Origin of the sequence: Aeromonas sp. MdU4 (assembly GCF_041929505.1) — a bacterium.
Taxonomy (GTDB): domain Bacteria; phylum Pseudomonadota; class Gammaproteobacteria; order Enterobacterales; family Aeromonadaceae; genus Aeromonas.
The window spans coordinates 17040-41176 of sequence record NZ_JBHFMW010000004.1 but is presented as its reverse complement, the minus strand read 5'-3'; the positions used below and the strand labels follow the sequence as shown (position 1 = coordinate 41176).

General features: G+C 57.9%; 26 protein-coding genes. 5 read left to right on the top strand and 21 right to left on the bottom strand.

From position 1 onward, the window contains the following. Positions 1–110 precede the first annotated feature (110 nt). Both mltF and ACE1BR_RS02625 read left to right on the top strand, forming a co-directional pair. Positions 111–1595, top strand: a complete 1485-nt coding sequence (gene mltF, locus ACE1BR_RS02630; protein WP_374867373.1) for a membrane-bound lytic murein transglycosylase MltF — start codon at positions 111–113, stop codon at positions 1593–1595. Between the two features lie 175 nt (positions 1596–1770). Beyond that, the gene (locus ACE1BR_RS02625; RefSeq protein WP_374867371.1) at positions 1771–1917 is read left to right on the top strand and encodes a hypothetical protein; all 147 of its coding nucleotides are present in this window, start codon (positions 1771–1773) and stop codon (positions 1915–1917) included. 39 nt (positions 1918–1956) lie between these two features. Here ACE1BR_RS02625 and ACE1BR_RS02620 read toward each other — a convergent pair whose 3' ends face one another. The 20 genes from ACE1BR_RS02620 to trmJ form a co-directional block, all read right to left on the bottom strand. Then, positions 1957–2187, bottom strand: coding sequence for a zinc ribbon domain-containing protein (locus tag ACE1BR_RS02620; RefSeq protein ID WP_374867369.1), 231 nt, complete (start codon positions 2185–2187; stop codon positions 1957–1959). 121 nt (positions 2188–2308) lie between these two features. Then, positions 2309–3805, bottom strand: coding sequence for a ribosome biogenesis GTPase Der (gene der, locus ACE1BR_RS02615; protein ID WP_374867367.1), 1497 nt, complete (start codon positions 3803–3805; stop codon positions 2309–2311). A 74-nt stretch (positions 3806–3879) separates the two neighbouring features. Next, positions 3880–5064, bottom strand: a complete 1185-nt coding sequence (gene bamB, locus ACE1BR_RS02610) for an outer membrane protein assembly factor BamB (RefSeq protein ID WP_374867365.1) — start codon at positions 5062–5064, stop codon at positions 3880–3882. Continuing rightward, on the bottom strand, positions 5057–5707 hold the full coding sequence (locus ACE1BR_RS02605; RefSeq protein WP_374867363.1) for a YfgM family protein: 651 nt from the start codon (positions 5705–5707) through the stop codon (positions 5057–5059). The genes bamB and ACE1BR_RS02605 overlap by 8 nt, the downstream gene beginning before the upstream one ends. Before the next feature lie 3 nt (positions 5708–5710). After that, the gene (gene hisS, locus ACE1BR_RS02600) at positions 5711–6988 is read right to left on the bottom strand and encodes a histidine--tRNA ligase (protein WP_374867361.1); all 1278 of its coding nucleotides are present in this window, start codon (positions 6986–6988) and stop codon (positions 5711–5713) included. Positions 6989–7126: 138 nt separating this feature from the next. Further along, complete coding sequence (gene ispG / locus ACE1BR_RS02595; RefSeq protein ID WP_374867359.1) at positions 7127–8257, bottom strand: flavodoxin-dependent (E)-4-hydroxy-3-methylbut-2-enyl-diphosphate synthase; 1131 nt, start codon at positions 8255–8257, stop codon at positions 7127–7129. 10 nt (positions 8258–8267) lie between these two features. Then, entirely contained in the window at positions 8268–9236 is a 969-nt protein-coding gene (gene rodZ, locus ACE1BR_RS02590) for a cytoskeleton protein RodZ (protein WP_374867357.1), read from the bottom strand. Next, on the bottom strand, positions 9226–10017 hold the full coding sequence (tapF, locus tag ACE1BR_RS02585) for a PilW family type IVa pilus biogenesis/stability lipoprotein TapF (RefSeq protein WP_374867355.1): 792 nt from the start codon (positions 10015–10017) through the stop codon (positions 9226–9228). Before tapF ends, rodZ begins: the two co-directional genes overlap by 11 nt. A gap of 11 nt (positions 10018–10028) precedes the next feature. After that, positions 10029–11132, bottom strand: a complete 1104-nt coding sequence (locus tag ACE1BR_RS02580; RefSeq protein WP_033136073.1) for a bifunctional tRNA (adenosine(37)-C2)-methyltransferase TrmG/ribosomal RNA large subunit methyltransferase RlmN — start codon at positions 11130–11132, stop codon at positions 10029–10031. Positions 11133–11299: 167 nt separating this feature from the next. Further along, on the bottom strand, positions 11300–11728 hold the full coding sequence (ndk, locus tag ACE1BR_RS02575) for a nucleoside-diphosphate kinase (RefSeq protein WP_374867353.1): 429 nt from the start codon (positions 11726–11728) through the stop codon (positions 11300–11302). Positions 11729–11995: 267 nt separating this feature from the next. Beyond that, on the bottom strand, positions 11996–13279 hold the full coding sequence (pepB, locus tag ACE1BR_RS02570; RefSeq protein ID WP_374867351.1) for an aminopeptidase PepB: 1284 nt from the start codon (positions 13277–13279) through the stop codon (positions 11996–11998). Continuing rightward, positions 13276–14580, bottom strand: coding sequence for an aminopeptidase PepB (gene pepB / locus ACE1BR_RS02565; RefSeq protein ID WP_374867349.1), 1305 nt, complete (start codon positions 14578–14580; stop codon positions 13276–13278). Before pepB (ACE1BR_RS02565) ends, pepB (ACE1BR_RS02570) begins: the two co-directional genes overlap by 4 nt. Before the next feature lie 175 nt (positions 14581–14755). After that, positions 14756–15094 carry an ISC system 2Fe-2S type ferredoxin gene (gene fdx, locus ACE1BR_RS02560; RefSeq protein ID WP_374867347.1) on the bottom strand — a complete coding sequence of 113 codons (339 nt, stop codon included), beginning with the start codon at positions 15092–15094 and terminating at the stop codon, positions 14756–14758. Between the two features lies 1 nt (position 15095). After that, positions 15096–16943, bottom strand: coding sequence for a Fe-S protein assembly chaperone HscA (gene hscA, locus ACE1BR_RS02555; protein ID WP_374867345.1), 1848 nt, complete (start codon positions 16941–16943; stop codon positions 15096–15098). 28 nt (positions 16944–16971) lie between these two features. Then, positions 16972–17490, bottom strand: coding sequence for a co-chaperone HscB (gene hscB, locus ACE1BR_RS02550; protein ID WP_374867343.1), 519 nt, complete (start codon positions 17488–17490; stop codon positions 16972–16974). A 115-nt stretch (positions 17491–17605) separates the two neighbouring features. Next, positions 17606–17929: an iron-sulfur cluster assembly protein IscA gene (gene iscA, locus ACE1BR_RS02545; protein WP_033136079.1), complete on the bottom strand. Its 324-nt coding sequence runs from the start codon at positions 17927–17929 to the stop codon at positions 17606–17608. 15 nt (positions 17930–17944) lie between these two features. Continuing rightward, entirely contained in the window at positions 17945–18328 is a 384-nt protein-coding gene (gene iscU / locus ACE1BR_RS02540; protein WP_215808181.1) for a Fe-S cluster assembly scaffold IscU, read from the bottom strand. Between the two features lie 41 nt (positions 18329–18369). Then, positions 18370–19584 carry an IscS subfamily cysteine desulfurase gene (locus tag ACE1BR_RS02535; protein ID WP_374867340.1) on the bottom strand — a complete coding sequence of 405 codons (1215 nt, stop codon included), beginning with the start codon at positions 19582–19584 and terminating at the stop codon, positions 18370–18372. Between the two features lie 56 nt (positions 19585–19640). Continuing rightward, positions 19641–20144, bottom strand: coding sequence for a Fe-S cluster assembly transcriptional regulator IscR (gene iscR / locus ACE1BR_RS02530; protein WP_042063444.1), 504 nt, complete (start codon positions 20142–20144; stop codon positions 19641–19643). 92 nt (positions 20145–20236) lie between these two features. Beyond that, positions 20237–20959, bottom strand: coding sequence for a tRNA (cytosine(32)/uridine(32)-2'-O)-methyltransferase TrmJ (gene trmJ, locus ACE1BR_RS02525; RefSeq protein ID WP_374867338.1), 723 nt, complete (start codon positions 20957–20959; stop codon positions 20237–20239). A gap of 187 nt (positions 20960–21146) precedes the next feature. Here trmJ and ACE1BR_RS02520 point away from each other — a divergent pair, with 187 nt between their 5' ends. After that, entirely contained in the window at positions 21147–21563 is a 417-nt protein-coding gene (locus tag ACE1BR_RS02520) for a hypothetical protein (RefSeq protein ID WP_374867336.1), read from the top strand. Here the strand turns inward: ACE1BR_RS02520 and ACE1BR_RS02515 are convergent. Continuing rightward, positions 21516–22049 (bottom strand): SCP2 domain-containing protein, encoded by a 534-nt coding sequence (locus ACE1BR_RS02515; RefSeq protein WP_374867334.1) that lies wholly within the window; start codon positions 22047–22049, stop codon positions 21516–21518. The genes ACE1BR_RS02520 and ACE1BR_RS02515 overlap by 48 nt on opposite strands. A 188-nt stretch (positions 22050–22237) precedes the next feature. Between ACE1BR_RS02515 and ACE1BR_RS02510 the strand changes: the two genes are divergently transcribed. Further along, positions 22238–23233 carry a peptidase U32 family protein gene (locus ACE1BR_RS02510; protein WP_374867332.1) on the top strand — a complete coding sequence of 332 codons (996 nt, stop codon included), beginning with the start codon at positions 22238–22240 and terminating at the stop codon, positions 23231–23233. A 12-nt stretch (positions 23234–23245) separates the two neighbouring features. Next, positions 23246–24118, top strand: a complete 873-nt coding sequence (locus tag ACE1BR_RS02505) for a U32 family peptidase (protein ID WP_374867330.1) — start codon at positions 23246–23248, stop codon at positions 24116–24118. The last annotated feature ends 19 nt before the right edge of the window (positions 24119–24137 follow it).

Below are 24137 nucleotides of genomic sequence, written 5' to 3'. Positions count from 1 at the left end.
AGACGCGCGTATTATAGGGAGCTGACTCACAGCGGACAAACGTTTTTCTCATTTCGTGCAGTGTGACTCTGCGCACACTCTCTGGTATAAAGGTGCCTCTTTTTTGACTAATGCCGATTTTTTCAACAAGGGTACTCACCTACTTGCGATGCATTTTTCGACTGTTTATCGGGCTATTGTTGACGCTGACGCAAGTTGGCTGCGACTTCTATAACCCCTCCAGCCAGCTGGAGCAGATCCGCCAACGCGGCGAGATCCGGGTTGGTACCATCTATGGCCCCACCTCCTATTACCAGCGTGACGACCTTGCTCAGGGGTTCGATTACGAGCTGGCGAAAAATTACGCCGACTGGTTGGGGGTGAAGCTCACCATCATCCCGGTCGACACCACAGATGAACTGGTTGCCCTGCTGGAAAAGGGCAAGCTCGACCTGGCTGCGGCCGCCATCATGGTCACCCCCGAACGGCGCGAGCTGTTCCGCTTTGGCCCTGGCTTCTATCAGGTCTCGCCCAAGCTGGTCTATCGCAATGGCAAACCCAAACCGGCCTCATTGAACGACATCAAAGGCAAGCTGGTGGTGGCTGCTGGCTCCAGCGGTGAAGACCTGCTCAAAGAGTTGAGCCAGGAGAACCCCCAGCTGGAGTGGAGTACCAATACCCAGGCAGATGTCGAAGAGCTGCTCAAGCAGGTTGTGGATGGCAAGATTGACTACACAGTGGTGCAGGATACCGTGCTGGCCCGTACCCAGCGCTACTACCCGGAGCTCACTGAAGGGTTGACCCTGGCCCAGAAGCAGACTGTCGCGTGGGCCATGAGCAAACTGCCCGATGACAGCCTCTATGCCAGCGTCATCGACTTCTTCGGACAGCGCTTCATGGATGGTGCCATTGCCAAGCTGGACGAGAAGTACTTCGGCCACGTGCAGAACTTTGACTTTGTCGATACCCGTACCTTCCTGCAGCGTGCCAAGAGCCTGTTGCCCAAGTACCAACCGCTGTTCCAGACCCACGCCAAAAATATCGACTGGCGCCTGCTCGCCGCCATCAGCTATCAAGAGTCCCACTGGGATCCGCAAGCCCGCTCTTACACCGGCGTGCGCGGCATGATGATGTTGACCGAGCCCACCGCCAAGGCGATGGGGGTTAACGATAGGCTCCATCCGGAAGAGAGCATCAAGGGCGGCGCCCTCTATCTGCAACAGATGATGGAGAAGGTGCCGGATTCCGTGCCCGATGACGAGAAGGTGTGGTTTGCCCTTACCGCCTACAACATCGGTTACGGCCATATGATGGATGCCCGTCGTCTGACCAAGGATCTGGGCAAGAACCCCGATGCCTGGAGCGATGTAAAAGAGGTACTGCCACTGCTGCAACAGGCACGCTGGCATCGCAAGGTGCGTTATGGCTACGCCCGAGGCAGCGAGGCACGCAACTATGTCAACAACGTGCGCCAGTACTACCAGAGCCTGCTCTGGCTCGACAACGAACAGCAGAAGGCACACCAGCGTGAAACCCTCGACAACGACAGTGAACCTGAGCTGGTCGAGCGCCCCACCATCATCGCCGAGGTGGTCAATCAGATCACCATACGCTAACAAACCATTATTCGGCTGTTTTCACACAAACTTCTCTGTTACCATCCGATCACATCGGAGCCTATCCGAAATCGCATTGTTTTCATTATGTTGAGAGATTAAATAACAGCAATTTCGGATGGGCTCCATCAATGACCCAAGGCCGGGATGGCCACCCAGTTGGGAGGAGACCAAGATGCAAAAACGTAGAAAAATCAGTCTGGTCAGAAAAGCGAAATGCGGCTGGAGCCCCAGACGCAAACTCAAGCTTAATGACATCAAGCGCAACCTGTGGCGCAGAAATCGATCGTATACCCTGCTTATCGCAGAGCAGACAGCATAAACCCGGCATTAGCCGGGTTTTTTATGCTCTGCATTTTACTCAGACTGGCTGGATGGCGGCGCAGAAATGCACTGAACGCTTGGAGACCAGCGAATTGCAGTGATTACAAAAATAATCGACTGCACCGCATGCCTTGAGCCGCTCCAGCTCCTGCTGACAGGTAGGGCAGATGGCCGTGACGCGAACATGGGCCTGACACTGACCACAGGTCTGCTCCTTGCTGCGAGTATCCAGTTCAGCCTGGCATGATGGACAAAGCGGGGCTTGCATTATCAACTCCTCGTAAAGTGGATCTGGCATGGGAATGCCCATGCCAGATCCCCCTCCCTCATCCCACACCTTGCGCCGCGGGGATAACAAAGCGGCTGCCGGTAAGGGCAGCCGCAAGGACTTATTTCTTCTTCATTTTCAGCAGGCGTTTGCGCTGACGTTCCTGACTCAGAGTCATGGTGTTCTTCTTGCCTTCAAACGGGTTGACCGACTCCTGGAACTCGACCCGGATCGGCGAGCCCATGATCTTGAGGGACTTGCGGAAGTAGTTGATCAGATACCGCTTGTAGGAGTCCGGCAAGTCGTTGAGCTGGTTGCCGTGGATCACGATACGCGGCGGGTTGTAGCCACCGGCGTGAGCATATTTGAGCTTGACGCGGCGACCATTGACCATTGGCGGCTGGTGATCTTCCTGCGCCATCTGCATGATGCGGGTCAGCATCGCCGTGCTGGTGCGGCGAGTCGCGGACTGGTAAGCCTCCTGAATGGATTCAAACAGGTGGCCAACACCGCTACCGTGCAGGGCGGAGATGAAGTGGACGCGAGCAAAGTCGATGAAACCCAAGCGACGATCCAGCTCGTTCTTCACATCCTCTTTCACCTTTTGATCCAGACCGTCCCACTTGTTGACCACCAGCACCACGGAGCGACCGGAGTGGAGCACGAAGCCGAGGATGCTGAGATCCTGATCGGTGATGGTCTCCTGGGCGTCGATAACCAGCAGGCAGACGTTGGCATCTTCGATGGCTTTCAGGGTTTTGATGACGGAGAACTTCTCCACCGTCTCGTGCACCTTGCCACGACGACGCACACCGGCGGTATCGATGACCACATACTTCTGCTCGTCACGCTCCATCGGAATGTAAACGGAGTCACGGGTAGTACCGGGCATGTCATAAACGATGACCCGATCTTCACCCAGCATGCGGTTGGTCAGGGTAGATTTACCGACGTTGGGGCGACCGACGATGGCAAACTTGATGGGCAGGTCGGCAAACGGGGTCTCTTTGGTATCTTCCTTGGTATCCAGATCACCGGCAGCCACCATGCGCAGCAGGGCTTCTTCGTCGAAGTCCTCCTCTTCCTCATCCTGCGCATCTTCATCGGTGGCCGCGTCGACCAGGGTCTCCAGATGGGGAGCCAGGGCCAGTTCCAGCAGGCTCAGTACGCCACGACCATGGGCGGCCGCGATCTGGTAAACCTCGCCCAGCGCCAGACCGTAGAACTCGGAGACTGCGGAATCACCGTCGATACCGTCGGTCTTGTTGGCCACCAGAAATACCTTCTTGTGGGCCTTGCGCAGATGCTCGGCGATGGCTTGATCCGCTGCGGTCAAACCGGCACGGGCATCCACCATGAACAGCACTACATCCGCTTCCTCGATGGCCAGCAGGGATTGCTCGGCCATCTTCAGCTCGATCCCCTCTTCGGTGCCATCGATACCGCCGGTATCGACCACGATAAATTCCAGCTCGCCCAACTTCGCCTGACCGTATTTACGGTCCCGGGTCAAACCGGGAAAATCGGCAACCAGGGCATCCCGAGTACGGGTCAAGCGGTTAAACAGGGTGGATTTCCCCACGTTGGGGCGGCCCACCAGGGCTACTACAGGAGTCATAAAAGCCTCATTCTCAAGACGACAAAGGCTCCGGGTCCGAAGACCAGGAGCCGGATATTCACATTATCGGACGATCAAGGACGCTTGAGGGCGTACAACTTGCCGTCACGGCTCTGCACATACAGGGTGTCACCATCCACCAGCGGGGCGGCATAGAGACCACTGCTATCGAGCTGCTGCATCGCCTTGATGGTCCCATCGGTACGATCAAGCCAATACAGGTATCCTTCCACATCACCCACCACCACATAGTCACCGAAGATGACAGGTGCAGTGACGGTACGATTCTCCAGCTGGGTGTTGGACCACAGCTCCAGACCGTTGCGACGATCGATGGCAAACAGATGGCTGCGGCTGTCGGTCAGCACGATGGCATTGCCGGTCATCGCCAGATCGCGATAACCGGAATACTTGCGCTTCCACACTTCGTCGCCAGTCATCAGCTTGCGCGCCATCAGCTGACCGTTGTAGGCGATGGCATAGAGCTCATCACCGGCGATCAGCGGGCTGGCATCAACGTCGACCATACGGTCCAGTTCGGTGGCACCGCGCGGGTCGGCCACCTTGGACTGGCGCACCGGCTGGCCATTGCTCAGCAGGGCGATGCCCACCTTGCCATCGGCACGACCGTAAATGACGGCGCCATTGGTGATCACCGGGGCACCGGCACTGCGCAGGGTCAGCGGTGGTTGCTCTTCGGAGAGGGTCCACTGCAATTTGCCTTCATCAGTATCGAGTGCAATCAGGCGACCGGAGGTGGTCAGCACCACCACCCGACCATCTTCCACTGCGGGGCTCGCCACCACTTCGCCGGGTACATTGGTCTGCCACAGCACTTCACCGTTCTCTTCGTTCAGGGCGTAGACCACCCCGTTCTCGGAGCCGAGGAACAGCTTGCCATAGCGGGAGACCAGACCACCGGAAAGGCGGGCACTGCGCTTGTCAGCGTTGACCGGCAGATCGGCCAGATCGACGGTCCAGAGGCGATCACCACTGGCCCGATCAAACGCGGTCACATCGCCGTCACGGGCTGCTGCATAGATGCGCTCATCTTCCACTGCCGGCTTGAGCTGGGAGTAGAAGTTGCCGATGCCATCACCCACGGTTGATGACCATGCGGTGTCGGCCGTGAAGGCAGATTCAACCTTGGGCAGCGGTGCCATCGGGTTGAGATCCTCTTCCGAACTGAACAGGGAGCAACCCTGCAAGGCGAAGGAGACCGCAGCCCCCAACACCACCATTTTGAATAGATTACGCATCCGGTGCCTCACCAGTCGCAACGGCCGACAGGGCCAGATCGTCCATTTTCAGCTTGAGTTCCTGACTACCTTGCAGGCCACCGGCATCCGCCGCTGCCTGATAGGCATCACGGGCCTCTTCGGTCTTGCCCTGCTTTTGCAGCACATCGCCACGGGCTTCGGCCACCTGAGCCTTGAAGGCGTCATTCTGGATGGTAGCCAGCTTGGCCAGTGCCTCGTCGGCCTTGCCCTGATCACTCAGCACCCGGGCCAGACGCAGCGCTGCGATGGGACGAATACTCTCGTCACCACTGGTGGCCACCAGGGTCAGCTGCTCGGCAGCCAGATCCAGTTTGCCCGCCTTGACGGCGGCAGCGGCCAGCTGCAGGGCAGCCAGCTCGGCGTAAGAGTCACCCTTGTTGGCTGAGACAAACAGCTGAGCCTGCTCGAAACCGGCGGCATCGCCCTTGGCCAGCTGGGTAATCACCTGGTTGTAAGCTTGGGAGGAGGCCTCCATGGTTTCCTGCTGGTACTGGTTGTAGTAGCGCCAGCCGAACAGACCAACCAGACCGATCACGGTCCCGGCAATTACCGAGGTCCCGTTCTCTTTCCACCACTCCTTGATAACCTCAACCTGTTGTTCTTCGGTGGTATAGACTTCCACAGCTTACTCTCCTTTGGCTGCCAGCAGGGCAATGGCGGCGTCAACCTTGACGGTCTGTTGCTCGGCCTGACCACGCAGATATTTGATAGTGATCTCCCCGTTTTGCACCTCGGTTTCACCAAGGATCAGGGCGATAGCCGCGCCGCTCTTGTCGGCACGTTTGAGTTGTTTCTTGAAGTTGCCACCACCGCAGTGGCTCATCAGGCGCAAGTCCGGCAGGGCATCACGCAGACGCTCGGCCAACTGGAAGCCAGCCTGCTCGGTCCCCTCGCCCACCATCGCCAGATAGACATCGACCGCCGGGTGGATATCACCGTTGAGCTCGAGGGTCTCCAGCATCAGCACCAGACGCTCCATGCCCATGGCAAAGCCCACGGCCGGGGTCGGTTGACCGCCCAACTGCTCCACCAGACCGTCGTAGCGACCACCGGCACAGACGGTGCCCTGAGCACCCAGACTGTTGGTGACCCACTCGAACACGGTCAGGTTGTAGTAGTCAAGGCCACGCACCAGACGCTCGTTGACTTCGTATTTGATACCGGCGGACTCGAGCAGGCGCTTGAGCCCCTCGAAGTGGGCCAGGCTCTCTTCGCCCAGATGGTCGAACAGACGCGGGGCACCGACCAGAATGGCCTGTACCTTTTCATCCTTGGAGTCGAGCACCCGCAACGGGTTGCTGTACATGCGGCGCTGACTCTCTTCGTCCAGCTGATCCTTGTATTGCTCCAGATAGGCCACCAGCGCATCGCGGTAAGCGGCACGCTCGGCGCTCTGGCCCAGGGTGTTGAGCTGCAGGGTCACATGCTCGCTGATGCCAAACAGACGCCACAGGCGGTGGGTCAGCATGATCAATTCAGCGTCAATATCCGGACCGTTGATGCCAAACAGCTCGACACCGAACTGGTGGAACTGGCGGTAACGGCCCTTCTGGGGACGCTCGTGACGGAACATGGGGCCCATGTACCACATCCGGCGTTCCTGGTTGTAAAGCAGACCGTGCTCGATACCGGCACGAACGCAGCTGGCGGTCCCTTCCGGACGCAGGCTCAGGCTGTCGCCATTGCGGTCTTCAAAGGTGTACATCTCTTTTTCGACCACGTCGGTCACTTCACCGATGGCGCGCTTGAACAGATGGGTCTGCTCGACAATCGGCATGCGCACTTCGCTATAGCCATAACTGGCAACGACCTGGCGCAGGATCTGTTCAACCTTCTGCCATACCGGGCTCTGCTCCGGCAGGCAATCATTCATACCGCGAATAGCTTGGATCTGTTTTGCCACGTTGATACTCGAGAAAAAGAGGTAAAATTTGGCCGCATTATAGAGATTTTCACCCCCAAGGTAAAATCAGGGGATCCGGATGCGGGATTATAAATCAGTCACCTGGGAAAAAGGCCGCCCAATGCGGCCCCGATTTGCTCAATCCTTGTCCACCAGGATCCGGTTGGCGGGATCCATCATGGCGGCCCGGGCGCGAATACGGCGCTCCAGTACCGGCACGAGATCCTTGTTGTCGAGCCGATCTACTCGCTGGCCCCCTTCGTAGAAGGCACTCTTGTTGGCGGCACCCGCCAGACCAAGGTCAGAGACCAGTGCTTCGCCCGGGCCATTCACCACACAGCCGATGATGGAGACATCCATCGGGGTAATGATGTCTTCAAGCCGCTCTTCCAGCGCATTGACCGTGCCAATAACATCAAACTCCTGACGGGAGCAGGATGGGCAAGCGATGAAGTTGATGCCACGGGAGCGAATGCGCAGGGATTTGAGGATGTCGAAACCGACCTTCACCTCCTCCACCGGATCGGCGGCCAGCGAGATGCGCAAGGTATCGCCGATGCCGTCGGTGAGCAGCATACCCAGACCGATGGCTGACTTCACTGCACCGGCACGGAAACCGCCCGCTTCGGTGATGCCCAGATGGAGCGGCTGCTCGATTTGCTTGGCCAGCAGGCGATATGCGCCAACCGCGAGGAACACATCGGACGCCTTGACGCTCACCTTGAAGTTCTGGAAATCGAGGCGATCGAGATACTCCACGTGACGCATGGCGGACTCCACCAGTGCCTCCGGGGTCGGCTCGCCATACTTCTCCTGAATATCTTTCTCCAGCGACCCACCATTGACCCCGATACGGATCGGAATATTGAGGTCGCGTGCGCAGTCGACAACGGAGCGCACTCGCTGCTCATTGCCAATGTTGCCCGGGTTGATACGCAGGCAATCGGCACCGTATTCGGCCACTTTCAGGGCGATGCGATAGTCGAAGTGGATATCGGCAACGATAGGAATACGGGTCTGCTGTTTGATGAGCTTAAAGGCTTCCGCCGCTTCCATGGTGGGCACGGAGACACGGACGATATCGGCACCGACCCGCTCGATCCGCTGGATCTGCTCGACAGTGGCGGCAACATCGGTGGTCTTGGTGTTGGTCATGGTCTGCACCGTGATGGGGGCATCGCCCCCAACCGGTACATTACCCACCATGATCTGTCTGGATTTACGACGAACAATAGGAGATTCGTGAGATGACTTTTCGTGAACAGACATGGGAAACAGGTTACTCCTGCGGCAGTGAGAAGCGGGCTGTACGACCGTTGTTGTAACGGCTCATATCAAACGACTTGCCCTTGTAGTCAAGCTTGACGGCCATCGGCGCGCCAACGATGAACTTCAGGGGCTCGGCACCTTCCAGCACCAGCTCGTCATTGGCCTTCTTCAGACCACTGAACAGGGTCTTGCCGTTGGCATCCTTCACGTCCAGCCAGCAATCGGCGGTGAAGCTCATCTTCAGTTGCGGCGCAGTCGCCGGGTCAACGACAGCCTCTTCAGATTGGGTGCCATTGGCTCCGGATGCCGCAACAGCAGTGGCTGTGCCGACTGCAGCACTGACATCGGTCAGGGCCACGGCAGCAGAGGCTGGGGCGAGGGTACCCGTCGCGTCAGAGACTACCGCAGGGGCAGTTACATCAGTGGCGGCAGGTGCAATGGCAGCCCCTTCCACCGGATCTGTGTTGATGGCATCAGGCGGCGTGATAGCGGGCGCAGCCGGTGTCGAACTGGTAGCACTCATCTCGGTAGCAGCCAACGCTTCATCACCGGCGGAACGACGGGCAGTACTCTGCCACCACCAGGCGACCGAGAGCGCAATCAACACCAGGATCACCAGCCAAGTCACTACCTTGAGCCGACTGTCGTTGGCTTGCTGGCGGGAACGACGGGAGAAGCTTTGCATGTCGATATTGTCGGGGGGAGTCAGCCCCAGCTTGTCGTAAGCGGCCAGAATAGTCTCTTCGGAGATCCCCACCAACTTGGCATAGGTGCGCAAATAGCCCCGGATAAAGGTATGGGACGTGTGCTTGTCGTAGGAATCCGATTCGATAGCGGCGATCAGGGTCAGACGAAGGTGAATGCGGGACGCAACCTGTTCTCGTGTCCAGCCAAGCTGTTCGCGGGCGTTGCGCAGCAATTGGCCTGGGCCTACTGCCTGAGAGTCGTCTTGGAAATCGTGTTGCTGTTCAATAGTCATTGGCTAAATAACGCTTGGCTTGTTGCGAAGTGGGATATTGCCTTACCAGCTCAGTCCCAAATTGGTGAAGTAATGCCGGCTTGTCCATCGCCTGCGCCAGCCGCAGCCTCAACCAGAGACTGTCCTCGTTCTCGTCTGCCACATCGGCAAAACGGGCGAGGTAGGACTGTACATCAGGCAGCTTGCCATCTTTCATGGAAAGCTCAGCCAAGTCCAGCAATAACCTTGGATTGCGGGGATTATACCCCAAGGCCAAGCGATAGTACTCGCTTGCTTTATCATTTCTATGATTTTGCTGAGCGCAAAGTGCCGCATTTTCATAGGTATCAGCAATTTTTACGTAGCCTGGCTGAACAACCGCCTGGTTGAACGCCTGATCTGCCTCGGCATAGCGTCCGCGATCACAGAGAAAGGCCCCGTAGTTGTTCATTGCGTCAGCATTGGACGGATCCATGGCCAAGGCATTTTTGTAATAGGTCTCAGCCGCCTTGAAATCTCCTACCTTCTGGTAAAAGTAGGCAAAACCGATCTGAACCTGGGGGTTGGAGGGATCATACTGGAGGGCGCGGTCAAGATTGAACTTGGCCTGCTCGGCATTGCCCTGACGCAGGTACTGAATACCCAAGTCGAGGCGGGTTTGGGCAGCCGCCTTAAGGTCGGGGCCCACTTCACGCTGAGTCGAGTTCTGGCCAGCGTAAGTGGTCTCGGTCACACAGCCTGGCAGCGCACAGAGCGCTGCCACTACGATCAATGTACGTGTATCCATTCCCTGTCTATACAATGGCTTAGCATTTAAACCATTTTGACGGAAATCCCATCCTGTTGCATCCGATTTTTGATAGTTCGCTTGGTACGGTCAATCACGTCCCCCACCAGCTGGCCACAGGCGGCGTCGATGTCATCGCCACGGGTCTTGCGCACAATCACGGTAAAACCGTACTCCATCAACACCTTGGAGAAGCGATCGATACGGCTGTTGCTCGGCTTGCCGTAAGGGTTGCCCGGGAAGGGGTTGAACGGGATCAGGTTGATCTTGCTCGGGGTATCCTTGAGCACCTTGGCTAGCTCATGAGCATGCTGCATATCGTCATTGATATGATCGAGCAGCACATACTCGACGGTCACCCGACCACCGTTGGCATTGGACTTCTCGAGGTAACGACGGACACCGGCGAGGAACTCCTCGATGTTGTACTTGTCGTTGATCGGCATGATCTCGGAGCGCAGCTTGTCGTTCGGTGCATGCAGGGAGATGGCCAGCGCCACGTCGATCTGGTCGCCCAGCTTGTCCAGCGCCGGTACCACGCCAGAGGTGGAGATAGTCACCCGACGCTTGGAGATGCCAAAACCGTAGTCATCCATCATCAGACGCATGGCGGGCACCACGTTGGCGAGGTTGAGCAGCGGTTCGCCCATCCCCATCATCACCACGTTGGTGATGGGACGCTTGCCACCGACCACACGGGCAGCACGCCACACCTGACCGATGATCTCGGAGACTTTCAGATTGCGGTTAAAGCCTTGTTGGGCGGTAGAGCAGAACTTGCACTCCAGGGCACAGCCCACCTGGGAGGAGACGCAGAGCGTCGCCCGATCATCTTCAGGGATATAGACGGTCTCTACTTCCTGATCACCCACCTGCAGGGCCCACTTGATTGTGCCATCGGCAGAGCGCTGCTCGCGGCTGATCTCGGGCGCCTTGATCTCGGCGATAGCCTTGAGGCGCTCCTTGAGCACCTTGTTGACGTTGGTCATCTGATCGAAATCATCACACCCAAAGTGATAGATCCACTTCATGACCTGATCTGCCCGGAATGGCTTCTCGCCCAGTTCGACGAAAAAGGCACGCATGGCATCCCGATCAAGATCCAGCAGGTTGATTTTTGTTTCGCTCATCAATGGCCTCAGTTCAAACACTTCATCAATTATTGGCTGACGACGTCAGGGGGCGGCATTGTACAAATAATGGGTCTGGCTTTCCACCTGGAGAATAGAGGGATATTGAATGATTGGCGAAAACAACAAAGGGAGCCGAGGCTCCCTTGCAGAGATCAAGCGAGTGATCAATCGCGAGAGCAGAGCTCGCTCTCATTGAAGAAGTAGGCGATCTCACGCTGGGCAGAGGCAAAGCTGTCCGCACCGTGCACCGCGTTGCGGTCGATACTCTCGCCATAGCAGGCACGCAGGGTACCGGCCAGCGCTTGCTCAGGATTGGTCAATCCCATCAGATCGCGGTAACGCTGAACGGCATTTTCCCCTTCCAGTACCTGAATCATGACCGGACCGGAAGTCATAAAGGTCACCAGCGCATCATAGAAAGGACGGCCTTGATGTTCGGCGTAGAAACCGGCAGCTTGCTCGCTGGTCAGACGCAGCATTTTAGCAGCAACAATGGTCAGGCCAGCGCTTTCCATACGGTGATAGATCTCACCGATCAGGTTCTTGCTGACGGCATCCGGTTTGACGATAGAGAAAGTACGTTCGATGGCCATTGATATCTTTCCTTAACTACAGAGTTTTATTGTTAAAATCCATGTTCGCTGGCGATTATACGTAAACAAAAACCGGAAAAACACACAAAATAGCAACTTTTTATTAAACGCAGCATCCTTGCAATCAACATTCGTACTCATCTTGGCCGAGCAGAGCCGGAAAATATGTGCGCTTGCGCACGATAACTCCCCTAAACCGCCAAAACTGCATATTTTGCTCATTTTTTGAGCGCCAGAAAAAAGGCACCCGAAGGTGCCTTGTCTCACTTATCTGGCCTCCGCCAGCAGGGCGCGCGCAATAGTCCGCATCCCCAGGGTGTTGGCCCCCGGAGCCCAGAGGGCATCACCGTTGTCACAGAAGCAGGCCGCCAGATCGATATGCAGCCAGCCCATCCCCTCATTGGCAACGAAACGGGAGAGGAAACCCGCCGCATTGGAAGCGCCACCCGGCCCGCCCCCCTTCAGCGGACGACTGTTGGCCGTGTCGGCGTAATGGGAGGGGCACTGCTGACGATGCCAGGGTTCCAGCGGCAGTGGCCAGGCCGGTTCCTGCTCTGCATCGGCATAGGTCATGGCCCGGCTGACCAACCCTTTATCAAGACCGAACAGGGCGTTGTAGCGACCACCCAGCGCCATCACCGCAGCGCCAGTCAGAGTCGCAGCATCGATAATGATCGGCGCGCCGCTGTCACTGGCCAGTTGCAGGCCATCGGCCAGTACCAGCCGCCCCTCGGCGTCAGTATTGACGATCTCGACCGTGGTACCGTTCTTGTAGGTAAGAATGTCGCCCAGCTTGTAAGCATGGCCAGAGACCAGGTTCTCGGCGCAACAGAGGATCAGCTTCACCCGCTTGTCGAGCCCGCGCAGCATGGCCAACGCCAGTGCACCGGTGACGATGGCGGCGCCACCCATGTCACACTTCATGGTGAGCATCCCCTCGGAGCTCTTCATGGAGTAACCGCCCGAATCAAAGGTGATCCCCTTGCCCACCAGTGCCGCCGCCACCGGGGCTTTGGGATCCCGTCCCGGATTGAAATCGAGCTCCAGCAGCACCGGCTCGCGCTCACTGCCACGGCCGACCTGATAAAGACCGACCCAACCCGCTTGTTGCAGCGCTTCACCTTTCAAAATGCGGTGACTCACCTTGTCCGGTGCCAACTCGGTAATAAAAGAGGCGGCTTCAACCGCCAGCTCCAGCGGCCCCAGTTGCTCCGGAGTCGCATTGGTCATCTCGCGCACCCAGCGACCACAGAGCCAGCGCGCTTCCAGCTCCTCCCGATCCTCTTCCGAAGACATGGCCCACTGCAGTTGCACTTCAACCTTGGGCGTCTGCAGCCCCTGGGCGAAGGCCCACTGTTGCTCACGCTCCCAGTGGCCCATCAGGGTCACTTTCTGGATCCCCTGCTGGCAGAGACGACGTGCTGCTTGTTGAATATCGAGCAGCGGATTGGCCGTCACCAGGTGGATCACCATGCCATCGGCGCGGTGCGAAAGCAGTGCCCCCTCCCCCCACTCGGCCGGTGCAAATTCACGACTTAACCAGACATTCATGCAGTCACCTCCTGCAGCCAGCGTGCGATGGTGCGCAGACCGTGACCCTTGGCGCCGGTTGCCCACAGATCGTTGCCCGATTTCTGATAGGAGGCCGCCAGATCCAGGTGCACCCACCCCTTGCCCTCATCGCGCACGAAGCGGGAGAGGAACGCAGCTGCCGTGGTTGCACCGGCGGTGCCTTCGGCGGAAGCGACGTTGCCCAGATCGGCAAAGGCCGAGGTGAGCTGGCTGGCATGCCAGGGTTCCAGCGGCAGCGCCCACGCTTGCTCGTTTTCCTGCTTGGCTGCGGCCAGCGCACGCTGCTGTTCGGCCTCATCGAGGGCAAACACCGCGTTGTAGTCACGGCCCAACGCCATCTTGGCGGCCCCGGTCAGGGTCGCAGCGTCAAGGATATAAGCCGCGCCGCTGTCGGAAGCCGCCATCAGGCCATCGGCCAGCACCAGGCGTCCTTCCGCATCGGTGTTCTGGATCTCGACCGAGACACCATTCTTGTAGGTAAGGATGTCGCCCAGCTTGAAGGCGTGACCGGAGACCAGATTCTCGGCGCAGCAGAGAATGAGCTTAACCCGTTGCTTAAGACCTCGGCTGATAGCCAGCGCCAGCGCGCCGGTGACCATGGCGGCGCCACCCATGTCGGACTTCATCGGCAGCATGTTGTCAGAGGACTTCATGGAGTAGCCACCGGAGTCGAAGGTGATCCCCTTGCCCACCAGCGCCGCCACCACGGGCGCATTGCGATCACCGGTCGGGTTGTAGTCGAGCTCCAGCAGCACCGGCTCGCGCTCGCTGCCACGGCCGACCGACCAGATCCCGATATGACCCGACTCGCGCAGCGCTTCACCGGCGGTGATGCGGGCAGTGACCTGATCGCCAGCCAGACCACGAATGAGCAACAGCGCAGATTCCGCCAGACTCATGGGGTAGATCTCTTCCGGGCAACCATTGGTGATATCCCGTACCCAGCGGGCCGCCTTGAGCAGCGCATCCAGTTCGCTGGCATCAGACTCGTTCTGAGCACCGAAGTCCAGTTCACGGGCTCCCTTGGCGGCGTAGAAACCCTGAGCGAACGCGTAACGACGCTCCAGATCCCAACCCTCACCGACCAGTTTCACGCCCTTGATCCCGGTAGATTCGAGACGACGAGCGGCACGCTGCACCGAGCGCAGAGCATCCTTCTCCTGACAGAGAGCATTGAGGTGAATGCTGGCCTCATCGCCATTAAAACTGAGCAGGGCCCCTTCGCCCCAGTGAGCAGCAGCAGCCTGGGTGGATAATGCTACCTTCATCATGTCAGCCATCGTTTCTTGCTTCCTTTTTATTGGCACTATTTATCAGCTCTCTTTATGGGAAAGAGCTTGTTGGCAAAGAGAAAATAACGAATACAAAAAAGGCCGTGCCCCTTGGGGGTCACGGCCTTCAACCATATCACTGAAGCACCACTGGATGCTGCATGTGCGATTCACTCATCTCTAATTAATGGCGTTCAGAGGCGAGGTTCAGGGTGTACTTGGGCAGCTCCACCACCAGATCCTCGTCCGCCAATCTGGCCTGGCAACTGAGGCGAGATTCCGGCTCCAACCCCCACGCCTTGTCCAGCATGTCGTCTTCCAGCTCATCGCTCGGCTCGAGGGAGTCGAAACCTTCACGCACCACGCAGTGACAGGTGGTGCAGGCACAGGACTTCTCGCAGGCGTGCTCGATCTCGATACCGTTGCGCAGCGCGACATCCAGAATGGTTTCGCCACTTTGCCCCTCGAGGGCGACGCCATCCGGACAGAGTACGGGATGAGGAAGAATGATCAGTTTTGGCATATTACACCTTGTTGACGTTTTGTCCGGTCAGCACCTTGCGGATGGAGGCATCCATCCGACGGGCTGCAAACTCGCCACTGACAGCATCCGCCGCCTCAATGGCTTCTTTGATTTGATTGGTTGACCCTGTGTTGCGCATGGTCAGCAAGTGGGCAATGGCACCATCGATCTCGGCACGTTCGGCCGCGTTCAACAGCTCATCGCCATCGGCGGCCAACGCTGCATTGAGGCTCTCGACCACCCGATCGGCTTCAACCTGCTGCTCTGCCAGCATGCGGGCATCCATATCCTGCTGGGCATTCTCGATGGAGGCACTCAGCATGCTGAGAATATCCTGCTCTGCCAGCCCGTAGGAGGGCTTGACCTGGATCTCGGCCTGCACACCGGAGGACTTCTCCATGGCACTCACCGACAGCAGACCATCCGCATCCACCTGGAAGGTGACGCGAATATGGGCAGCACCAGCGGCCATCGGCGGAATGCCGGTCAGGGTAAAGCGGGCCAAGGAGCGGCAATCGGCGACCAGTTCGCGCTCGCCCTGTACCACGTGGATGGCCATGGCGGTCTGACCATCCTTGAAGGTAGTGAACTCCTGGGCGCGAGCCACCGGAATGGTGGTGTTGCGCGGGATCACCTTCTCGGCGAGGCCACCCATGGTCTCCAGCCCCAGCGACAGGGGGATAACGTCCAACAGCAGCATCTCGGCATCGGGCTTATTGCCCACCAGGATGTCGGCCTGAATGGCTGCGCCGATGGCCACTACCTTGTCGGGATCGATGCTGGTGAGCGGCATGCGCTGGAAGAACTCGCCGACCAACTCGCGTACCAACGGCACTCGGGTGGAGCCACCAACCATCACCACTTCCAGTACTTCCACCTGCTCGAGACCGGCATCGCGCAGGGCACGGCGACAAGCCAGCAAGGTCCGTTTCACCAGCGGGGTGATGAGTTGATCAAACAGACTGCGGGTCACACAGCCCTGCCAATCGGCAAAGGTGCAAACCACCTGCTCGGCATCGGTCAGACCATGTTTGACGGCTGCGGCCACATCCAGCAGTTCGCGCTGCAGATGGGCATCCAGATCGCCAGAGAGACCCGCCTGCTCCTTGATCCAGTCCGCCAGCAGGTGATCGAAATCATCGCCGCCGAGGGCCGAATCACCGCCGGTGGCCATCACTTCAAAAACGCCGCGATGCAGACGCAGGATGGAGATATCGAAGGTTCCGCCACCCAGATCGTAAACTGCGATCACCCCTTCCTGACCGGAGTCGAGACCATAGGCAATAGCAGCCGCAGTAGGCTCATTGAGCAGACGCAGCACATGCAGGCCAGCCAGGCGGGCTGCATCCTTGGTGCCCTGACGCTGGGCATCATCGAAGTAAGCGGGAACGGTAATGACCACGCCATCCAGCTCGCCACCCAATGAAGCCGCGCCACGCTCGGCCAGTTTTTTGAGAATTTCGGCCGAGACCTGGACCGGATTGACCAGCCCCTGACGGGTTTGCAACTGCGGCATACCATTGTCAGCGGCCACGAATTCATAGGGTTGCTGGCGAGTGTCTATATCGGCCAGCGCCTTGCCCATCATCCGTTTAACCGAGACGATGGTGTTGTGAGGATCGAGTGCCGCTTCGCGCTTGGCATCAATCCCCACGCGAATGGAGTCACTCAGATAGTGCACCACCGACGGGAGCAGGTCGCGCCCTTGCTCATCGCAAAGGGTGTCAGCGTGACCGCTGCGCACCGCAGCGACGAGAGAGTTGGTGGTGCCGAGATCGATGCCAACGGCACGTTTGTGCTGATGAGGAACAGCGCTCTGGCCGGGTTCGGCGATTTGCAGTAATGCCATGGGTAATGAAACTTCCAGCGTTAAAGGATCAAGACTCGAGCAACGAGTCTTCGAATCGTTCCAGCTCTTCAAGGAGCTTGTCGACAAACTTGAGTTTGCGAACGCAATCAGCGGCAACGAGATCTTTACCGGCGGCAAGAGACTCGGTCAGCTGCTGCATCAACAACTGGTGATCATGCCTGATCTCACTGCGAAAATCCTTGATGGCGCGCTCAGGGTCAGCGTCATCTTTCAGATCCGCCAGACGTTCGCGCCACTCCAGTTGCTGCATCAGAAAGGTGGTATCTTGCAGAGTCTGCTGCTCACCGCGAATATCGGTACCGCGCAGGGAAAGCAGGTATTCGGCACGACGCAACGGCGCCTTGAGGGTAGTGAATGCTTCGTTGATCTGGGCGGCACGCTGCACCGCGGCCAGCTGCTCCCGTTCGGGCGCCGTGGCAAAACGATCAGGATGGAATTGGGTTTGCAGCTGGCGGTAGGTATCAGCCAACTGACGGGTATCGAGCTCGAAGCCTTCAACCAGCCCAAACAGCTCGAAATGGTTCATGCAAACCTCTTGGAAACGTTCGCCACCACAACACGTTCAAGTGCTGTAGATAGCATTGTTGAACTGGCCGCTGACGGCCAGTTCAACCGGCAGGACACACTCAGTGCCCCACCTGTTAGACACTGAAACTTTCGCCACAACCACATTCGCCCTTGGCATTCGGGTTGTTGAACTTGAAGCCCTCGTTGAGGCCCTCTTTGGCGAAATCCAGCTCGGTGCCATCCAGATGGATCAGGCTCTTGGCATCGACAATAATCTTGACGCCCTGCTGCTCGAATACCTGATCTTCGTCGGTCAGTTCATCAACGAACTCAAGTACATAGGCAAGGCCGGAGCAGCCGGTGGTCTTGACGCCAAGGCGCAGGCCGATGCCCTTGCCCCGGTTGGCCAGAAAAGAGGAAACCCGTGCCGCGGCGGCATCTGTCATGGTAATAGCCATACTGCTCTCCGGCGCTTAGAGACCTTTCTTCTGCTTGTAATCGGCGATGGCGGCCTTGATGGCATCCTCGGCCAGAATGGAGCAGTGGATCTTAACCGGCGGCAGAGCCAGCTCTTCGGCGATATCGGTGTTCTTGATACCGGCCGCTTCGTCCAGCGTTTTACCCTTGACCCACTCGGTCACCAGCGAGCTGGAAGCGATAGCAGAGCCACAGCCATAGGTCTTGAACTTGGCATCTTCGATGATGCCCTCTTCGCTGATCTTCAGCTGCAGCTTCATCACGTCGCCACAAGCCGGCGCACCGACCATGCCGGTCGCGATGCTGGGATCATTCTTGTCGAAACCACCGACGTTGCGCGGATTCTCGTAGTGGTCGATTACTTTTTCACTGTAAGCCATATCAAACTCCTGCTAATTCTGTTGCTCACTGATCCGAAGGATCAGTGATGAGCCCATTCGACCGAGTTCAGATCGACGCCGTCCTTGTACATCTCCCACAGGGGGGACATCTCGCGCAGACGACCGATGGAGTCACGAATAAGTTTGACCGCGTAGTCAATCTCTTCTTCGGTGGTAAAACGACCAATGCTGAAACGGATAGAGCTGTGCGCCAGCTCGTCATTCAGGCCCAGTGCGCGAAGCACATAGGAGGGTTCCAGGCTGGCGGAGGTACAGGCTGAACCGGAGGAGACCGCCAGATCCTTCAACGCCATGATGAGGGATTCCCCTTCAACATAGGCAAAGCTGACATTAAGGTTGCCGGAGACGCGCTGCTCCAGATCACCGTTGAGGTAAACGGCTTCGATATCTTTCAGGCCATCCCACAGACGCTGACGCAAGGTCATTACACGATCGTGCTCGCTTGCCATCTCTTCCTTGGCAATGCGGAAGGCTTCACCCATACCAACGATCTGGTGAGTAGGCAGGGTACCGGAACGCATGCCGCGCTCGTGACCACCACCGTGCATCTGGGCCTCGATACGCACCCGCGGTTTGCGGCGAACATAGAGTGCACCGATCCCTTTCGGGCCATAAATTTTGTGAGCGGAGAGAGAGAGCAGGTCAATCTTCATCGCTTCAACATCGATCTCGACCTTGCCAACACTCTGGGCGGCATCGACGTGCAGCAGCACTTTGCGGGAGCGGCACAGTTCGCCAAGACCTTTGATATCCTGGATCACGCCAATCTCGTTGTTCACGTGCATCATGCTCACCAGAATGGTGTCATCACGCATGGCGTTTTCAATCATCTCGAGGGTAAACAGGCCGTTGGGCATCGGCTCAAGGTAAGTTACTTCAAAGCCTTCACGCTCCAGCTGACGGCAGGTATCGAGTACCGCTTTGTGCTCGGTTTTGGAGGTGATGATGTGCTTGCCCTTGCTGGCGTAGAAGTGGGCAACGCCTTTGATGGCCAGGTTGTCGGACTCGGTCGCCCCGGAGGTGAAGACGATCTCGCGCGGATCAGCGCCTATCAGCTCTGCCACTTGATTACGGGCCAGATCTACCGCCTCTTCGGCTTGCCAGCCAAAACGGTGAGAACGGGAAGCCGGATTGCCAAACAGGCCATCCATGGTGAGACACTGCATCATTTTTTCTGCGACACGCGGGTCCACCGGACAGGTTGCCGAATAATCAAGGTAAATAGGCAGTTTCATGTTTTTCTCCGTCACAGTCCGGGTCATACACGCCCCGCTGTGGAAAGCACGTTTGTTTATAGTTGGACTTTCAAGCTCACATCGCCGTGTTCAGCCCGTTCAACCAGGGACAACACGGTTTTCATCTGTTCATCTTGCTTGCCGGCAATCCGGCGCACATCGGCCTGGCGAACCAGTTCAGCCAGGGTGATATCCCCAAGGAAACTGGAGATCCGCTCGCTCAAGTCACGCCACAGGGAGTGAGTCAGGCACTGGGTACCGCCGTGGCAGCCGCCCTTGCCGAGACACTTGGTGGCATCGACCGACTCATCCACTGCGGTGATCACCTGACCGACCGAGATCTCGTCAGGGGCCAGACCGAGGCGATAACCACCACCCGGGCCACGCACACTGCTCACCAGACCATGCTTGCGCAGGCGGGCAAACAACTGCTCGAGATAGGACAAGGAGATGCCCTGGCGCTCGGAAATATCGGCAAGGGGGACAGGCCCCTGCTCTGCATGCAGCGCCACGTCGAGCATGGCGGTTACAGCGTAACGTCCTTTTGAAGTCAGTCTCATGTGCCTTACCGTCTTGCGAAGCAATTTAATGGGGCACATGGTCACATACCCGACAAATTCAGTCAAGTATATGGTTGAGTAAATCAGTCGGGTTAATCAGGTACTCTCGACTTCACTACCGAGGTCAAAATGCCCCGTAAAATGTTGAGCTCCGCCACCTCTGGCCGCGCCCGATTGAACAATCGACGCAACTTGCTCATTACATGGCCCGGATGGTCATCAGCAATAAAACCGGTCTTCAGCAGGGTTTGCTCCAGATGCTGATAAAACCCTTCCAGCTGGGCTGCACTCGGATAGGCTATCTCATCTTCAGGCTCGGCAGCCTGCTCTTGCAGCCAGCGCATCCGCACTTCGTAGCAGAGGGTCTGCACCGCCATGGCCAGATTGAGGGAGCTGTAATCAGGATTGGCCGGAATGGCTACGTGGTAGTGGCACTTTTGCAGCTCGTCGTTGGTAAGGCCGGTACGTTCACGGCCAAACACCAGCGCAACCGGGTGCTTCATCCCCTCGACCACCGATTTTTCACCCGCTTCACGGGGGTCGAGCATGGGCCAGCTCAGGGTACGGGAGCGGGCACTGGTACCAATCACCAGGCCGCAATCGGCAATGGCCTCATCGAGGGTCGGCACAATGCGGGCATTGGCAAGCACATCGCTGGCACCTGCCGCCAGGGCAAAAGCGTTGTCATCCGGCATAGCTTGCGGATCAACCAGAACCATTTGGGTCAACCCCATGGTCTTCATGGCTCGCGCCGCAGACCCCATGTTGCCGGTATGAGAGGTGTTTACCAAAACGATACGAATCTGATCCAACATGCCCAGTCAATCTTCAGTCAAAAATAGCGCGCAATTGTAACATAGGAGAACGCTATTTTGGCACCGTAAAAGCCGAGCCATTTCAGAACAAAACCGCCCGAGTGTATAACAAACCAGCATGAAGAGAATGGCCGGAGGACACTAGACTTGAAGGATATCCAGTTAACATCACAGGAGACACCACGCCATGCTCCCTCCATTTATCTACGAGAAACTACCCCACCTCTACCTGCTGGCCGCCATTGCCATCATCATGCTAAGCGATCAGCCCCTGCTCTGGTTTGCAGGCACCATGCTGTTTATCGCCGGAGCTGTGACCTGGATGATGCGTTCCAGCTACCGTCGCACCGACCTCATCATCTTTCCTGGCAAGCGCTGGCTGCAACCCGAGTGGCTCTACGAAGCACAACCCTTTATCTGGCTGGGCCTGGGGCTGATCATGGCGCAACTACCCGCCCCCACGGCGCTCATGGCATTGGTTCCCTGCCTATGGGCGAGCCGTTGTCTCTGGGCACGACACCACTATCGCCACCATACCCATGGCGTGACCGTCCACTTAAGACGGGATCCCGCCCGACGCCATCTGCACCGGAGCCTGCGTTGACTCGGCGCGGGCACGTTCGATAAACGTGGCAAGATCCATCAGGGGATACTTCATCAGGCTCGGCAGGCCATCGAGATCCAGACTATCCATCAGGTTTTTCACCTCAAGGCCCAGCTCGGTATCCCCTTCAATCTTCAGCTTGCGCTGGAAAAAGAGTGAATCGGGATCCTCTTTGCGACCGGCAATCAGGATCAGGTCGTTGGTTGTACCACTAAAACAGACATCGGCCTTGGTACACTCGCGAGCCACCACCAGCTGACCACTCTGCTCACTGATAAACCAGCACATTTCCAGGTCAGAAACCTCGACTTTCAGCCACTTGCCAGCCAGAAACTCGAAGTCGCCATCTGCGATGGCCTCCTTGAATACCCGCGCCAGCAAACGCTCCATCAGCTGCTTTTGCAGATTGAAGGGAACCAGCTTGAGGGGATGGCGCAAGAAGCGCGGAGCCTGTTCGACCAGGCTGCGTTGCAATTGTTGAAACACGATAGACTCCTTTTTTGCGCATTCAAACACAGGGAGAGGGGCAAGATCCTGTTGGAAATCAAACTTGTGCAGAGTTACCTCAAGAAGGGTAAAGCCACACAAAACTGCCTCAGGTCAAAAAGCGGGAGGGCGTGGCTGCATACAATCGGGGCTCGTTTGCCCTTCATATGCACTCTCGGAGCGTACCAATGGAATTACTCTGTCCGGCAGGCAGTTTGCCGGCACTGAAAACCGCCGTGGATAACGGGGCCGATGCCGTTTATATCGGTTTCAAGGATGACACCAATGCCCGCCACTTTGCCGGTCTCAACTTTACCGACAGCAAACTGGAAAAGGCGGTGGATTATGTGCATCAACATGGTCGCAAGCTGCATATTGCCATCAACACCTTCGCCCACCCCGGTGCCGATGCCAGATGGAAACAGGCAGTTGATCGCGGGGTGGCCCTCGGCGCCGATGCCCTGATCATCGCCGATCTGGCTGTGTTGGAATATGCCAGCCGCCACTACCCCGAGATGGAACTCCATGTCTCGGTGCAGGCCAGTGCCACCAATGCGGCCGCCATTCGCTTCTATCAGCAGCAATTCAATGTCAAACGGGTGGTGCTGCCCCGGGTGCTCTCGATGCATCAGGTCAAACAGTTGGCCCGCGAGACCGACGTTGGCCTCGAAGTGTTCGCCTTTGGCAGCCTTTGCATCATGGCCGAGGGGCGCTGCTATCTCTCCTCCTACATGACGGGCGAGAGCCCCAACACCGTCGGCGCATGCTCACCGGCCAAGTTCGTCCGTTGGGAAGAGACCCCAAGCGGCCTCGAGTCACGACTGAACGAAGTACTGATCGACCGCTACGGGCCCGGTGAAAATGCTGGCTATCCAACCCTGTGCAAGGGGCGCTTCGAGGTGGATGGCCAGACCTACCACGCGCTGGAAGAGCCGACCAGCCTCAATACCTTGGGCCTGTTGCCAGAGCTGTTCCAGACCGGCATCCAGTCGGTCAAGATTGAAGGGCGTCAGCGCAGCCCTGCCTACGTGGAGCAGGTGACCCGAGTCTGGCGCGCCGCCATCGACGCCTATCAGGCCAATCCCGAGGCCTATCAGGTCAAACCTGAGTGGGATGCCCTGCTCGCCCGCGTCTCCGAAGGTAGTCAGACTACCCTCGGCGCCTATCATCGTCAGTGGCAATAAGGAGCCCACAGCATGCAATTCTCTCTCGGGCCCCTGCTCTTCTACTGGCCCAAAGCCGATACCGAAGCCTTTTATCGCGCAGCAACCCACAGCGAAGCAGACATTGTCTATCTGGGTGAAACCGTCTGCAGCAAACGACGCGAACTCAAAGTCGATGACTGGATCTCCCTCGCCCGCGAAGTGGCGAGCTCCGGCAAACAGGTGGTGCTCTCGACTCTCGCGCTCATCTCCGCCCCCTCCGAACTCAAAGAGGTAAAGCGGCTGGTCGACAATGGCGATCTGCTGGTCGAAGCCAATGATCTCGGTACGGTGCAACTCGCCTGGGAGGCGGGGATCCCCTTTGTCTGCGGCCCAGCCATCAATGCCTACAACGCCGATGTGCTGCGCATGTTGCTCAAACAGGGGATGAAACGCTGGGTGATGCCGGTGGAGCTATCCCGTGACTGGCTGATCCAACTCAACCGGGATCTGGGTCCTCTGCGCGACCAGTTCGAAGTGGAAGTGTTTGCCTACGGCCATCTGCCGCTCGCCTATTCGGCGCGCTGCTTCACCGCCCGCTCCCTCGACAAACCCAAGGACAACTGCGAGCTCGCCTGCATCAACTACCCCACCGGGCGCCTGGCCAACAGCCGCGAAGGGCAGCGGGTGTTTAATCTCAACGGGATCCAGACCCAGTCCGGCTACTGCTACAACCTAGGTAACGATCTGGCCGGGATGGCAGGTCTGGTGGATGTGGTGCGCCTCTCACCGCAAGGAATGGATACGCTGGAGATGCTGGCTCGCTTCAAAGCCAATCAGCAAGGGCAGGCACCTCTGCCCCTGCAGCAGGGGAGCGACTGCAACGGCTACTGGCGCCAGATCCCCGGCATGAGCCTGGTGGAATAAGCCCGCCATTCGCCCAACA

Bases quoted from the DNA above. Each gene is read 5' to 3' on its own strand.
- ndk (WP_374867353.1), bottom strand. From the start codon at position 11,728: ATGGCCATCGAACGTACTTTCTCTATCGTCAAACCGGATGCCGTCAGC.
- ACE1BR_RS02520 (WP_374867336.1), top strand. From the start codon at position 21,147: ATGCTCCCTCCATTTATCTACGAGAAACTACCCCACCTCTACCTGCTG.
- iscR (WP_042063444.1), bottom strand. From the start codon at position 20,144: ATGAGACTGACTTCAAAAGGACGTTACGCTGTAACCGCCATGCTCGAC.
- pepB (WP_374867351.1), bottom strand. From the start codon at position 13,279: ATGAATGTCTGGTTAAGTCGTGAATTTGCACCGGCCGAGTGGGGGGAG.
- hscB (WP_374867343.1), bottom strand. From the start codon at position 17,490: ATGAACCATTTCGAGCTGTTTGGGCTGGTTGAAGGCTTCGAGCTCGAT.
- der (WP_374867367.1), bottom strand. From the start codon at position 3,805: ATGACTCCTGTAGTAGCCCTGGTGGGCCGCCCCAACGTGGGGAAATCC.
- ACE1BR_RS02625 (WP_374867371.1), top strand. From the start codon at position 1,771: ATGCAAAAACGTAGAAAAATCAGTCTGGTCAGAAAAGCGAAATGCGGC.
- iscA (WP_033136079.1), bottom strand. From the start codon at position 17,929: ATGGCTATTACCATGACAGATGCCGCCGCGGCACGGGTTTCCTCTTTT.
- ACE1BR_RS02510 (WP_374867332.1), top strand. From the start codon at position 22,238: ATGGAATTACTCTGTCCGGCAGGCAGTTTGCCGGCACTGAAAACCGCC.
- ACE1BR_RS02620 (WP_374867369.1), bottom strand. From the start codon at position 2,187: ATGCAAGCCCCGCTTTGTCCATCATGCCAGGCTGAACTGGATACTCGC.
- hscA (WP_374867345.1), bottom strand. From the start codon at position 16,943: ATGGCATTACTGCAAATCGCCGAACCCGGCCAGAGCGCTGTTCCTCAT.
- ACE1BR_RS02505 (WP_374867330.1), top strand. From the start codon at position 23,246: ATGCAATTCTCTCTCGGGCCCCTGCTCTTCTACTGGCCCAAAGCCGAT.
- bamB (WP_374867365.1), bottom strand. From the start codon at position 5,064: ATGCGTAATCTATTCAAAATGGTGGTGTTGGGGGCTGCGGTCTCCTTC.
- rodZ (WP_374867357.1), bottom strand. From the start codon at position 9,236: ATGACTATTGAACAGCAACACGATTTCCAAGACGACTCTCAGGCAGTA.
- ACE1BR_RS02535 (WP_374867340.1), bottom strand. From the start codon at position 19,584: ATGAAACTGCCTATTTACCTTGATTATTCGGCAACCTGTCCGGTGGAC.
- trmJ (WP_374867338.1), bottom strand. From the start codon at position 20,959: ATGTTGGATCAGATTCGTATCGTTTTGGTAAACACCTCTCATACCGGC.
- ACE1BR_RS02580 (WP_033136073.1), bottom strand. From the start codon at position 11,132: ATGAGCGAAACAAAAATCAACCTGCTGGATCTTGATCGGGATGCCATG.
- iscU (WP_215808181.1), bottom strand. From the start codon at position 18,328: ATGGCTTACAGTGAAAAAGTAATCGACCACTACGAGAATCCGCGCAAC.
- pepB (WP_374867349.1), bottom strand. From the start codon at position 14,580: ATGGCTGACATGATGAAGGTAGCATTATCCACCCAGGCTGCTGCTGCT.
- fdx (WP_374867347.1), bottom strand. From the start codon at position 15,094: ATGCCAAAACTGATCATTCTTCCTCATCCCGTACTCTGTCCGGATGGC.
- ispG (WP_374867359.1), bottom strand. From the start codon at position 8,257: ATGTCTGTTCACGAAAAGTCATCTCACGAATCTCCTATTGTTCGTCGT.
- mltF (WP_374867373.1), top strand. From the start codon at position 111: ATGCCGATTTTTTCAACAAGGGTACTCACCTACTTGCGATGCATTTTT.